Source organism: Mycobacterium paraffinicum (genome assembly GCF_025822865.1).
Classification (GTDB): domain Bacteria; phylum Actinomycetota; class Actinomycetes; order Mycobacteriales; family Mycobacteriaceae; genus Mycobacterium; species Mycobacterium paraffinicum.
In genome coordinates this window covers 371,984-384,380 of record NZ_JACKUR010000016.1, presented here as the reverse complement: position 1 = coordinate 384,380, position 12,397 = coordinate 371,984, and the positions used below count along the sequence as shown (strand labels likewise).

The following is a 12,397-nucleotide window of genomic DNA, read 5'->3' as shown; positions in this document are numbered from 1 at the left end:
CCTAGCCAGGGATCTTGCCCAGCACGTAGTTGGCGATGCCCACCCCGGCCAGCCGCGGTTGGCCGCTGTCCGTCGTGCCGCTGCAGGAGACCATCAGGTCGACGATGACGTTGGCCTTGGCCGCGATCGCCCGGGCCGAGCGGATCTGCAGGCCCCTGGGGGCGAGGTCCAGCGTGGTGATTCCGTTGGGGGCGTCGGCGGGCTCGCCCACCGCAAACGGGAGCGCCTCCCCGTTGGCCGGTGTCAGCGTCACGGTCAAGCCGCCGCATCGGCGCCATCCCGACAGCAACGCCTCCTGCTGCGCCTTGGCCGCCGCCGGGTCGTGGAAGGCCACCACGGCCTCGATCACCTGAGTCGACTTGAGAAAGCTGCGCGAGTCCCGGAACTCCGCCGCGCGGTATCCCGTGACGCCGGCGCCGCTATAGGCGTCCGGCGTGCCGGGGGCGACGCTGCCCCAACATTCCGGCCGGTCGATCGCCCCTTCCGCGCTGGAGCGACCCATGTTGTCCCACGTCTGGCCGGCCTCGATGTTCTCGTCCGTGGTGAGGCTCTTGAGGGCTTCGGCGCCCGGCAGGAGCGCGGCCAGGCCATCGGGTGCGACCGGTCCCGGCGGCGCCGGGGTCGCCGCGCCGGTGGGGGTGGTGGCCGGCGCCGCGGTCTGGGTGGACGGGGCGCCGCCCAGCGTGGCCCACGCGATCAGGGCGACCACCGTGACGGCGATGAACGCGTACGACAGCGCCAGCCCGGCGCGGGCGCGGTCGCGGCCGAGCTCGCCGGTGCGGCGAATCTGCGCCAGCCCGGCGTGTCCCAGGATCGCTCCGACGGGCGCGAACACGAATGCGAACACCAGCGACAACGTCGCCAGCACGTTGACGGGCGGGCGGTGCGGCGGTGCGGGCGGCGGCGTGAAGACCGGCGGCTCGATCGGGGGCGGGGTGGGCGGGACCCGGCCAAGCGGGTCGTACGTGTAGGGGTTCTGCCAGTACGAGTCCTGCGGGTCGGTCACGCCAGCGCCTCCTTACCGGCCGCACCTGCCCGCAATGTAGCCGACGATCCGGCGGCGCGTCACAGCCGCGGCTTGGCGACGCTGACCACATAGGGCGCGTCGGCCAAGGTCAGGTACACCCGATGCGGGCCGATCGCCATGCCGGACAGGGGCGCCGTCTGGGCCGCCTGCGGCAGTCCCGCCCGGTAGCCGATGACGCGGATGACCGGGATCGTGCGCGCCGGGAAGCCGGTGAAGCTGGCCGCCTCGAGCACCACCACCTCGCGGTCCGTGGCCGCGTAGATCCTGGTGTCGTCGGTGCCCAGTTCGCGGATCGGGGACGGGAGCCGGGAACTGGCCAGCACCGTCAAGCCCTCGCCGCCGCGGCGCGAATCCACGGCATACAGCGTGCTGTCGTCGCGGCCGGCCACATAGCTGCGCGTCACCGCGGCGCCGTCACCCGCCGAGACCGCGACGTTCATCCGCAGCGAGCCGCGCTCCTCGGCGGGCGACGAAGACCCCTGGTAATGCCGGATTCCCGACGGCGCGTACACGTGGTAGTCGATCTCGCGGCCGCGGTTCGCGCCGTCGATGGTGTCCGCGGGATCACCGGCGATCGGGGCGGTAGGCAGCCTCCGGGAGCCGTACTGGTCCACCGGTGTCACCGACGTGCCGTCCGACGACAGCGCCAGCAGAGTCCGCAACCCGGCATCCTCGGACAGATACGCCGGGGCGGGTCCGGCATCGAAATCCCCGACCTGGCGCAGATTTTGGAGGTCGACCTCGGCGACCCTGCCGCGCTCGGGCTGCGGCACGAACACGATCCGGTCGTCCTTCTGGCTGATCTGCAGATTGCGCCCGACCGGCATGGGCTCCGACAACCGCGTCCCGGCCTCGCCCGGGCGGTCGCCGGCGGTGACCTCGGCCAGCCGGTGATCGCCGGTGAGCCCGACGAGGGCGTGCGTCCGATACGACCACACCGGGTCGCGCAGGGGCGAGGCGATCGACCAGAGCGCGACGTCTGGCCCGCCTTCCAGCGACGCTCCCGGTGCCGCGCAGCCGGCCGCCACGACGAGCACGCCGAGGATCGCCGCCCGGCTGCGGACACCGGTTCCCACAAGCGTTCTCCCTTTTTCGCGACTTGGTGAGGAACTACCCACTGGTGGGCGGGCGTACCCGTTTGGTGCCGGATTTCGTCGGGTAGCCGATCAGAAGCGCGCAACAGCCCGCGCGCCAAGCCGAAATGGGAAGGACATTATGGCTCAGAGCGCCATCAAGTCGCCCACCGATGTGGTCGACTTTCTCGTCAGTCAACACCAACGGATCAAGTCGTTGTTCGCCGAAACACTTGCGGCCTCCGGAAAAGAACGCGAGAAGGCGTTCGTCGAACTCCGGCGACTGCTGGCCGTTCACGAAACGGCCGAAGAGGAGATCGTGCATCCCCGGGCCAAGCGGAAGCTCTCCGACGGCGCCGCGGTGGTCGACGAGCGACTGCACGAAGAACACGAGGCCAAGACCGTCCTGCAGAAGCTGGAAAAGCTCGACGTGGACAGCGCGGAGTTCACCCGGCTGCTGACGCAACTGCGCGACGCGGTCGTCGAGCACGCCGAGCACGAGGAGCACGACGAATTCTCCAAGCTGGGCCAGGAATTGAGCAGCGAGGAGCTCGAACGGATGGGCCGCGCGGCCAAGCTCGCCGAGGCGATCGCGCCGACCCGGCCACACGCCGGCGTCGAGTCGCAGACGGCTAACCTGGCCGCCGGACCGTTCGCGGCGATGCTGGACCGGGCCCGCGACGCCATTGTCGGCAAGGGCTAGCACCGACTCACGGGGTGCCCCACTCGAGGGGGAGTGGGGCACCCCGCCCCGGCTGAAGGGGGCACCATGACCGCGATCAAGGCACCGGGCGCCGACCGCTACCTACCCGAGCAGCGGGGACTTGATTCGCTGCGAGCGGCGGCCGAATGTTGCCGCGGCTGCCCGCTTTTCGCCGACGCCACCCAAACCGTGTTCGGCAACGGCAACGCGGGAGCGCCCATCATGCTGGTGGGCGAGCAGCCGGGCGACCAGGAGGACCTCGCGGGCGAGCCGTTCGTCGGGCCGGCCGGGCGGCTGCTCGACCGGGCCCTCGAAGACGCCGGGATCGAACCGGGGCTGGCGTACGTGACGAACGCGGTCAAACACTTCAAATTCACCCGCAAGGGCGGCAAACGACGGATCCACCAAAAGCCCGGCCGCACCGAGGTGGTCGCCTGCCGCCCCTGGCTCATCGCCGAGATCGAGGCGGTGCGGCCGCAGGTCATCGTGTGCCTCGGCGCGACCGCCGCGCAATCCCTGCTGGGGGCCGAATTTCGGGTGTCCGCCCAGCGGGGCCGGCAAGTGCGGTTACCCGCGTCCCTCGTCGATGTGGCCCCGGAGCCGACCGTCGTGGCGACCGTGCACCCGTCGGCGGTGTTGCGCGACCGCAGCGATCGACACGACGAGGCCTACGGGCGCTTCGTCGACGACCTGCGCAGCGCGCGAGCCGGGGTCGTCCGCTGACGGGCCTGTAGCCTCACCCCTTCTTGTGCGGCATGAACTCCTGCACCTTCGTTTTCAGGCCGACCTTGACGAAGCCGACGCGGTCCTCGTCGCCGGACAGCACCGCCGTGGTGGCCGCCTTGAACTGATCCCAGGTGGCATGCGGCGGGATGGGCGGCATGTCGGGGTCGGTGTGGACATCCAGCACGGTGGGACGGTCGGCCGACAACGCGTTGCCCCACGCGCCCTCGAGCTGGTCCGGGTCCTTGATGGCCATAGCGTTCAGCCCCAGGCCGGCCGCGAATGCGGCGAAGTCGACATCCGGAAGTGCTTGCGATTCATGGAATTTCGGTGATCCTGCCATGGCGCGCATTTCCCATGTGACCTGGTTCAGGTCGTTGTTGTGCAGGATCGCGACAATCAGCCGGGGATCCTCCCACTCCTGCCAGTACCGCTTGATCGTGATCAACTCGGCCATGCCGTTCATCTGCATGGCGCCGTCGCCGACGAATGCGATGACGGGCCGGCGCGGGTGGCCGAATTTGGCGCCGATCGCGTACGGCACACCCGGTCCCATGGTGGCAAGGGTGCCGGACAGCGAACCCCGCATGTTGCCGCGGAAGCGCAGATTGCGCGCATACCAGTTGGCCGCCGAACCGGAGTCGGCCGTGACGATGGCGTTGTCGGGCAGCTTGGGGGAGAGCTCGGAGTACAGGCGCATCGGGTTGATGGGGTCGGCGCTGACGTGCGCTTCCTTGTCCATCGTCTCCCACCAGCGCGCCACATTCTTCTCGATCTCTTCCCGCCAGGCTCGGTCCTCTTTGCGGCGCAGGTGCGGAATCAGTGCCCGCAGCGCGGTCTTCGCGTCGGCGACCAGGTTGACCTCGTAGGGGTAGCGCATCCCGATGAGCCGGCCGTCGACGTCGATCTGGACCGCCCGGGCCTGCCCGAACTCGGGCAGGAACTGCGTGTAGGGGAAGCTGGAACCCACCGTGAGCAGCGTGTCGCAGTCGCGCATCAGCTCGTAGCTCGGCCGCGTTCCCAGCAGGCCGATAGAGCCGGTGACCCAAGGCAATTCGTCCGAGAGCACGTCCTTGCCCAGCAGCGCCTTGGCGGCCCCGGCCCCGAGGAGGTCGGCGACCTGGGCCAGCTCTTCGTGTGCCCCGCGCGCACCGGTGCCCGTCAGGATGGCCACCTTCTTGCCCGCATTGAGGATCTCGGCCGCGCGCGCGATGGCCCCGTCATCGGGGGCGATCTCGGGGTATTCGATGCCCAGGCTGGAGGGCACCATCTTGAACGCGTGCTCGGGGGGCGAGTACGGCAGCTCCTGCACGTCGCTGGGGATGATCAACGCCGTGGGTGCCCGCTGGGTCATCGCGATCCGGATCGCGCGGTCCAGCACGTTGGGCAATTGCTCTGGGACGGTGACCATTTGGACGTAGTCGCTGGCGACGTCCTTGAACAGGTTCAGCAGGTCCACCTCCTGCTGGTAGTTGCCGCCCATGGCGGTGCGATTGGTCTGCCCGACGATGGCCACCACCGGGACGTGGTCCAGTTTGGCGTCGTAGAGGCCGTTGAGCAGATGGATCGCTCCCGGCCCCGACGTGGCCACGCACACGCCGACCCGGCCGGTGAATTTCGCGTAGCCGACCGCCTCGAAGGCGCTCATCTCCTCGTGGCGCGACTGGATGAACTTCGGCTTGTTGTCTGCGCGACCCCACGCGGCGAGCAGCCCGTTGATGCCGTCGCCGGGGTAGCCGAACACGTGCTCGACGCCCCATGCCCGCAATCGCTCCAATAGGTAGTCCGAGACCTCTTGCTTGGCCATTGATGTTCCTCCTAGACAGACGGTTTCCGATGGGGTTCGCTGGTACGCCGGACAGCGCAGGAGTCACGGTGGTGCGTGGTTTGCTGCGATGGCCCGCGGCCGTCTGTTTCGACCGCAACCTGGCGCGACTGGGCCGCCAGGGCACTTCCCACACGACGGGCATACCCACGATCGCTGCCGTTATTCGTCCCTTTTTGCGCGGCACCCGCGACGGCCCGCGCACGTTCGTCCAAAGCCCTGCGGCGCTATGTTTCCGAGGCAGATGAGTGCCCCGATTGGGTCAGGCGCTCTTGGGCAGCGCCGACGATCCGGACGCGCTGTGGCCCTTCGCCACCCGCCGGATCAGCATCCGGGTGGCCTTGTCGAGGATCTCCTGGGCGGCGTCGGGGTCCCGGGCGCGTTCGGCGCGACGCGTCGCGGCGGCGATGGTGAGCCCCTGCTCGTAGCCGGTCACGACGCGTGGGTCGACGTAGGAACCGCGGGCCACCGCCGGGGTGTTGCCCAGCTCCTCGGCGACCTCCTTCATGACGGCGGATTCCACCCGTTTGGCCACCCGCCGGGAGACGGCCGGGTCGGCGTCGGCGAACGCCGTGGCGGCCAACACCGTCCCGTGCCAGGTCCTCAGGTCCTTCACGGTGTATTCGTTACCGACGAGCTCCTTGAATCGGGCGTTGAGGTCGTCGGATCGCACATCTATCCAGCCGGATGCGGTGCGGCACACCAGCAGCCGCTCGGTACGGTTCGGCCGGCGCATCAGCGCGCGCACGGCCCGGACCACTTCGGGGTCCTCGATCTCCGCGGTGCGCCGCACGCCACTCTTGGCGGGGAAGTCGAATTCGACCGCGTCGCGCCGCACCACCACGTGATCGCACAGCAGGGTCGCCAGGCCATACGACTCGTGCTCCTCGGCATACTGCTCTCCGCCGGCGCGGAAATACCCGCGATCCAGCAGGCGCAACGCCAGCGCCAGCACCCGTCTGCGGGTCAACCCGCTGCGCGTCAGGTCTTTCGCGATGACGGCGCGCCACTGCGGCAACCGGGTGGAAAGTTCCAGGACCCGGTCGAACTTCTCCTCGGCGCGTTCCTGCTGCCATGCGGTGTGGTAGAGGTACTGGCGGCGGCGTCGACGCCGACGGCCTGAATGTGCCCGTTGGGGTGCGGCGAGATCCACACGTTTTTCCAGGCCGGCGGAATGACCAAATCCTTGATTCGCCGCAGGGTTTCGGGGTCCGACAGGAGTTCCCCATCGGGCCCGTAATACGCGAAGCCTTTGCCCCGACGCTTGCGCGCGATGCCCGGGTTGCTCAGAACGCTGCGACGCAGCCGCATCATGTCCCTCCAGTTACGTTCGCTGACTGGACAATTACCCGCCGCGGCTGCCGCTCACACGTTGCAAAGAAGCGACCCGCCACAGCGTCGTGGCGGGTCGGCTCCGTATCGCAGCGGAATCAGCCGGCCATGAACTCCTGGTAGGCAGATTCCAGGGTCGGCGGCAGCGCCTTGACATTGCACTGCCGTTCGGTGTCGCCGATCGGCGCCAGGATGCCACGCAGGTCGTAGTACTCCTGCGGGTGGGCCGTGAAGTAGCCCCGCAGGTTCGACTCGGCCTCCGGTCGAGGCTGGCCGTAGGCGGCGGTGACCACCTGGTTGGCGCCCGGGTGCGCGGCCAGGTATTGCTCAGCCGAGCCCTGCACGGACGAAACCGTGGCGTTGACACCGCCGGGGCTGCAGTCGGGCGCCGCGGCCGCCGACGGGGCGCCGACGAGACCCATGGTGATTCCCCCGAGCAGGCAGCCGGCACTGATGCCGGCCAGACGCCGGCGCGCGACAATACTGCTGATTTTCATGATCAGTGTGTCCTTCAGAATTGCGAATTGACTTCTTCGACCGAGGCTCCCGATCCTCGAAATCCAAAGTAGCGGAAGTAAAAGGTGGTCGTGTTCGCTCACGACGAACGGAAAGACCGTAGACTCACGGAACGCGGCCGTTCACTAAGCAAACAATCAAATCCGCTCGGAAATGCTGAGAATCCTTACGGAAAACCCGGCGGTTCTTAAGCAATCGTAAGAAAGATCGTGACGGAATCGTGACCTGAGATCGGCCCCCATCCCGGCGTTCACCCGGCGCGGGGGGCGCCTCGGATCAGCTGCAGGGCGTCGGTGACCGAGTCGACCAACGGCAGGCCGAGGCCGGTGACCAGGCGGGTGAGCCGCCGCAGCGCGACACCGCCGACCACGCTGTACGGCAGTCGAGCAAGCTCGCACTCGTCCTTGACGAGCAGCAGCACTCGGAGACCGGCGCTGCCCAGGTAATCCACCCGGCTGAGATCCAGGATCAGCGGGCCCCGCAGCCGCACGAAGCGGCGGATCGCTCGGGCGAGCAGGTCGGCGTTGGACGCGTCGATTTCGCCCCTGACGCGGAGCACGGTGGCGAGGCCTTGTGCCTGCACGTGCAGTTGCACTCCGGCGCAGTCGATTTCATAGCAGTGGAGTCGCTTTTCGACTCGGTACGGTTGAGCGTTCATGTCGTCGCCCCGTCAATCGCGGTGAGTTTGCGAGCGACCGGTGCCCGGGCCGCTCTGATGAGGGCGGCTGTGGATTCAACCTGAGATGACCATAACCCCAATACCGTCGCCGGATACGGGAATGCGCAAGGCCGCCGATATCTCTTCGTTTGCTGGCACTCAAACCCGGGAGAAATCCGGCCTCTGCACCGACGCGTCGGGGTTGTCCGCGCCGTCCTTCGCGTGGCCGTCGGTGCTCGCCGGTGGCAGCGAACTCAGCCAGGATTCGATGTCGGGGCCGACGACCACCGCACGTTCGCAGGCCAGCAACGCTCCCGTGGCGAGCGCGGGCACGCGGGGCTGCACCGCCCGAATGGTACGGCTGTCGCCTTGCCGGGCAAGGACTTTCGAGGTCAGTTCGGGCAGCCGGATGGTGTCCGGGCCGGTGACGATGCGCGGCGTGTGCGTCTGGCCGAGGGCGGCCTCGACGAGTACGTCGGCGACGGTGTCGGCGGCGATGGGCTGGACCAACCAGTCCTCAACGATCACCTCGTCCCCAGCACAGTTCACCGGCCCCGCGGGGCCGGTGGCGGATTCGTACCACGGGGTGGACTTCACGACCGTGGTCGGGACCGGACCGTCGAGCAGAATCTCTTTCGCCGCCCGTTTGGCCTCGAAGTATCCGAGCCCGTCGAACACCGGATCGTCGATGCCGGCCATCGTCGACACCACCAGACGCTGGACGCCCCGGGCGGCGCACACCCCCATGACGTTGCGGGAGGCGGTCGCCAACGTGTGGGCGACGTCGGGGTGCCCGTCGTCCGCCACGGGGTTGGATACGTCGATTGCGACGTCGACCCCGTTGAGCGCCCGATACAGGCTCTCCCCGTCGAGCAGGTCGACGCCACGTGCGCGGGAAACCTCGATGACCGCGACGTCGCGGGCCTTGAGCCGGGCGACGACGCGGGATCCGGCCGTACCGGTCGCTCCAATCACGGCGATGGTGGTCAGACGCCTCACCTCTTTCGTCGGTCGCTGATTACTACCCATCCGATCGCGGTTGAAACGGTCCAATTCGGCGGCGCCTCGCTTCCCGTGATCGCGCGCACATGGCCCGGGCCGTTTGACGGGTCGGCCGACGGGAACGCCGTAGAGGCGAGTTGCACAGTAACCGAAGGGAGGTCGACCCATGGGGGATGACAAGAGCGGGCCGCAGGAGGCCGTCACCGGCGCCGTCGAGGGCGTGAAGGGCAAGGTCAAGGAGGTCGGCGGGACCGTCATCGGTCGCAACGACCTGGTCGAGGAGGGCCAGGCCCAGCAGGACAAGGCCGACGCTCAGCGCGACGCGGGCAAGAAGGAGGCCGAGGCCGAATCCGCCCGGGCCGGCGCGGAGGCCGCCGAGCAGCGCCAGAAGGAAAACCAGTAAGTCGGTGGTGAAGGGGTCCGGTCCCGATTGGGGGCCGGACCCCTTTTTTGCGCGCCGGTGCCGACGGTGTTTCAAACCGCCGCGCCCGGTTATTCCTGGCTAGGACCCCCGGCCGGGGGTGAGCGAGGTGCGAGATGAGTTTGGGCGACCGGGTCGCGAGCGTGGTCGCGTTTCTGCGCGCGGGCTACCCGAGCGGCGCGCCCGCGCTCGGCTACACACCGCTGTTGGCGCTCATGCCGCGGCGGGTGTCCGACGACGAGCTCACGACCATCGCCGAGAAGCTGCTTGTCGTCCAGCGTCGTTCGATCACCAACGTCGATGTCGGGGTGGAAATCACCAGGGTCACCGACGAGCTGCCCTCGATAATCGAGATCGAGCGTGTCCGGCGCCGGCTGACCGCGACGGGCTCGCCCGGCCACCACCACGCCTGACGCCGCGCTACTCACGCATGCTCGAGGTCGACCACCAGCGGCCGATGGTCGGAGATTGCCATGGGCCCGGCCTCGACGGCGCTGCCGCGCAGGCCGCAATCGTCGGTCAGGATGTGATCCAGCTGGCGGTCGGGGGCCTCCGCGGGGAATGTCGCGGCCGCGGCCAGCGCCCGCATGCCCGACCACCGGCGCACGGCCTTGGGTGTCATGTTGAGATCGCCGGTCAGCAGCCTCGGACCGGGAAAGCCGCGCAGGTCGTGTACCAGCCGGCGCAGCTGGCGCCGATTCCAGCCGGGCACGAAGGACAGGTGGGTGTTGGCCACCGTCAGCCCGCCCATCGGGGTGTGCAGCTGCGCGATGACCGCCGCCCTGGGCTCTTCGTCGACCACCATCACCCGGTTGGGGCCGGGCAAATACATCGGAAAGCGCATCGGAACGCGGGGCAGCCGCACCACCTGCCAGCTGGCCACCGGGTATCGCGACAGCAGGGCAATACCGTAGGCCGCGGTGCCGGGTTGCTCGCGGCCCGTGGCGGCCATCCACGTCGCTCCGGGCGTGCCGGAGATGGCCGCCACGAAGCGGTGTTCCACGGCGCCCATGGCCTCGGCCGCCACGGCGGTGAGGTCGGCTCGATCGGACCGCGGCTGGTCACAGTCGACCTCTTGCAGGCTCAGCACGTCCGGATCGAGGCGCCGCACGCAGTCACGCAGCCGCTGAACTTCGACCCCGTCACCGACGGTGCGGCCGTGCAGGATGTTGAAGGTCGCCACACGCATAGGGGTTCTCCTACCCACTTTCCCGCCCGCGCAGTCCCCCGCCGGCAACGGTCAGCGTGCGCCGGAGCGCCGCGTGCTCACCGGAAGACCACCTCACCGACGGTGAGCAGACGCTGCAGGACGAACGGCGGCAAAACGGGCGGAGCCTCGCTGCGGCCCGGCCGCAACTGGCTCCGATAGCATTGCGCCGCTTGCCGTTTGCGATTGATGGCCCAGCCGGGCGCAGGGACCGAGCGGGCGCGGACCCACGGCACCGCGGGGTCGGCCGGGCTGGCCCAGTGCCACATCCAGACCGGATATTCCAGCAGCGCGGCGCCGGTGCGCGCGCATGCCGCCGCGGCGGCGCGTCCCACGGCTTCGTAGTCGGGATGCCCGTCTCCACGCCAGGTGGCGGCGCACCAGGCGCCGGGCCCGGCCGAGACCAAGATGTCCGCGAGGACCCGGGTGAGCCGACCCTCGTGGTTGGCCAGTTCGCCGTCGGGCAATCCGAGGCGCACCGGGGGAGGTGCGCCCAAAACGCCTGTGGCCCTGCGGAGTTCGTATCGGCGGGTCGTCGACAGACGAATCCGGCCGGACCGCGTCCCGGGCTGGGCGGCACCCCCGTCGCTGACCGACACCACCCGGACGTCGACGCCCGATGCGATGAGTTGGGCGATCATCGCGCCCAGGCCGAGGGTCTCGTCGTGCGGGTGGGGTGCCACGACGATCAGGCGCCGGCACTCCGCCAGGTCCAGTGCCGGCAGGGGGCCGCGCTCAAAAGCGGCGAGCCACAACGGCGCCGGGGTGCCGCCATGGGTCAGCGGCTTGGCCACGAACCGGGCACTGTTGCTGATCGGCGCGGTTCGCATGACGCCCTCAACCCTGGCGGCCCGCGAGCTGCCCGAGCTCGGCGAGATCGCGTTCCGCGTGGCTTTGCCGGATATAGATGGTCAGGTCGGCGACCCGCTGGGCGTGCCGTCCGTCCTGGCAGAGCGGGCCCGGTCCCAGCGCGCGGCCGGTGCGGGTGATGGCTTCGTCGACGGCGTGTTCCACGACCGTGCGGACGCGGCGGGCCAGCAGTTGCGCGGTGCCCGTCCGGTCGAACGGGTCGGAGTCGACATGTGTGGCCGCCACGGCCAGGATCGCGTCGCTGGCGGCCAGCGCGGCGTCCACGGCGCCGAGGTGCGCCAACGAGTACGCGTCCGCGGATTTGCTTCGGGCGCAACGATATAGGGGATCGGCCACCCTGCGTGCCCCCCCGAGCCAACAGGCTGCCACACCGATGGCGCCGTGCCAGAAACCGGGCCTGTTCAGATAGTCGCCGGGATCGCCCACGGCGACGGCGTGGGTGTTGGTGAACTGCACCGGTCTGGTGTCGCTACCCGCCATTCCGGCGTTCCACCAGGTGCTGGGCAGCGGCTTGACGCTTGCGTCGGTCACCTGCACGGCGAACAGGCCCGGCGTTCCGTCTTCGAGGCGGGCGGTCACCAGCGCGTGCGTGCAAAACCCTGCACCCGAGCACCAGACCTTCGTGCCCGTCAGGGTGAACGCCCCCTTGACGTCGGTGGCCGTCAGCACCGCGTCCGGCGCTTCGGCCGCCCAAACACCCCACAGCTGACCGGATTCCGGGGGTTTACCGCCCAGTTCGTGAAGGATCGCGACGGCGTCCACGTGGGCTTCGGCGACCCGGGCCGCCACGATGTTCTCCTCGGCCAGCGACGCCAGGCGTTGCCAGCGTTCGGCGGTGCGCCCGGATGCGGGCAGTGGCAGCTCGAGCCGTCCCGACTCGAGCCAGTGCCTGACCAAACCCGCCGTCACACCAAATCACCCGCCGCCGATCTCCCCAGTTGCCTGAGGCGGTGATCGCACCCGTGTGGCGCCCGAGCCTGGGTTCGCGCCGGTGTGAGGAGGCAGAATTCGGTGTCGCCCCGCTCATGGTGAGCGGGGAC

The 12,397-nt window shown here is 69.3% G+C and carries 13 protein-coding genes and 1 pseudogene; 4 read left to right on the top strand and 10 right to left on the bottom strand.

The window, feature by feature from the left end; genetic code table 11:
• Position 1 precedes the first annotated feature (1 nt).
• The gene (locus tag H7J89_RS07130) at positions 2-1,006 is read right to left on the bottom strand and encodes a sensor domain-containing protein (protein WP_264039043.1); all 1,005 of its coding nucleotides are present in this window, start codon (positions 1,004-1,006) and stop codon (positions 2-4) included.
• 59 nt (positions 1,007-1,065) lie between these two features.
• A complete protein-coding gene (locus tag H7J89_RS07125; RefSeq protein WP_264039036.1) occupies positions 1,066-2,103 on the bottom strand; it encodes a hypothetical protein in 1,038 nt (345 codons plus the stop codon).
• 139 nt (positions 2,104-2,242) lie between these two features.
• On the opposite strand from H7J89_RS07125, the gene H7J89_RS07120 reads away from it, so the two are divergent.
• On the top strand, positions 2,243-2,803 hold the full coding sequence (locus H7J89_RS07120; protein WP_264039029.1) for a hemerythrin domain-containing protein: 561 nt from the start codon (positions 2,243-2,245) through the stop codon (positions 2,801-2,803).
• 66 nt (positions 2,804-2,869) lie between these two features.
• Positions 2,870-3,526: a UdgX family uracil-DNA binding protein gene (locus tag H7J89_RS07115; protein WP_264039021.1), complete on the top strand. Its 657-nt coding sequence runs from the start codon at positions 2,870-2,872 to the stop codon at positions 3,524-3,526.
• 13 nt (positions 3,527-3,539) lie between these two features.
• Here the strand turns inward: H7J89_RS07115 and H7J89_RS07110 are convergent, their stop codons facing one another.
• From H7J89_RS07110 to H7J89_RS07090, 5 genes and pseudogenes are all read right to left on the bottom strand, one after another.
• Positions 3,540-5,333, bottom strand: a complete 1,794-nt coding sequence (locus H7J89_RS07110; protein WP_264039015.1) for a thiamine pyrophosphate-requiring protein — start codon at positions 5,331-5,333, stop codon at positions 3,540-3,542.
• Between the two features lie 280 nt (positions 5,334-5,613).
• Positions 5,614-6,662: pseudogene (locus H7J89_RS07105) on the bottom strand (DNA topoisomerase IB).
• A 119-nt stretch (positions 6,663-6,781) separates the two neighbouring features.
• A complete protein-coding gene (locus tag H7J89_RS07100; protein ID WP_264039009.1) occupies positions 6,782-7,180 on the bottom strand; it encodes a heme-binding protein in 399 nt (132 codons plus the stop codon).
• A 269-nt stretch (positions 7,181-7,449) separates the two neighbouring features.
• The gene (locus H7J89_RS07095; RefSeq protein ID WP_264039001.1) at positions 7,450-7,857 is read right to left on the bottom strand and encodes an STAS domain-containing protein; all 408 of its coding nucleotides are present in this window, start codon (positions 7,855-7,857) and stop codon (positions 7,450-7,452) included.
• 159 nt (positions 7,858-8,016) lie between these two features.
• A complete protein-coding gene (locus H7J89_RS07090; protein WP_264038992.1) occupies positions 8,017-8,856 on the bottom strand; it encodes an SDR family oxidoreductase in 840 nt (279 codons plus the stop codon).
• 169 nt (positions 8,857-9,025) lie between these two features.
• On the opposite strand from H7J89_RS07090, the gene mbp1 reads away from it, so the two are divergent.
• Complete coding sequence (mbp1, locus tag H7J89_RS07085) at positions 9,026-9,262, top strand: microaggregate-binding protein 1 (protein ID WP_067208343.1); 237 nt, start codon at positions 9,026-9,028, stop codon at positions 9,260-9,262.
• 134 nt (positions 9,263-9,396) lie between these two features.
• The gene (locus H7J89_RS07080) at positions 9,397-9,693 is read left to right on the top strand and encodes a DUF3349 domain-containing protein (protein WP_264038977.1); all 297 of its coding nucleotides are present in this window, start codon (positions 9,397-9,399) and stop codon (positions 9,691-9,693) included.
• 11 nt (positions 9,694-9,704) lie between these two features.
• On the opposite strand, the gene H7J89_RS07075 is transcribed toward H7J89_RS07080, so the two are convergent.
• The 3 genes from H7J89_RS07075 to H7J89_RS07065 all read right to left on the bottom strand — a co-directional run bounded on the left by H7J89_RS07075 (position 9,705) and on the right by H7J89_RS07065 (position 12,266).
• The gene (locus H7J89_RS07075; protein ID WP_264038969.1) at positions 9,705-10,469 is read right to left on the bottom strand and encodes an endonuclease/exonuclease/phosphatase family protein; all 765 of its coding nucleotides are present in this window, start codon (positions 10,467-10,469) and stop codon (positions 9,705-9,707) included.
• A gap of 77 nt (positions 10,470-10,546) precedes the next feature.
• Positions 10,547-11,317: a PIG-L deacetylase family protein gene (locus tag H7J89_RS07070; RefSeq protein ID WP_264038949.1), complete on the bottom strand. Its 771-nt coding sequence runs from the start codon at positions 11,315-11,317 to the stop codon at positions 10,547-10,549.
• Between the two features lie 7 nt (positions 11,318-11,324).
• Positions 11,325-12,266 (bottom strand): acyl-CoA dehydrogenase family protein, encoded by a 942-nt coding sequence (locus H7J89_RS07065; protein WP_264038942.1) that lies wholly within the window; start codon positions 12,264-12,266, stop codon positions 11,325-11,327.
• Positions 12,267-12,397: the final 131 nt, after the last annotated feature.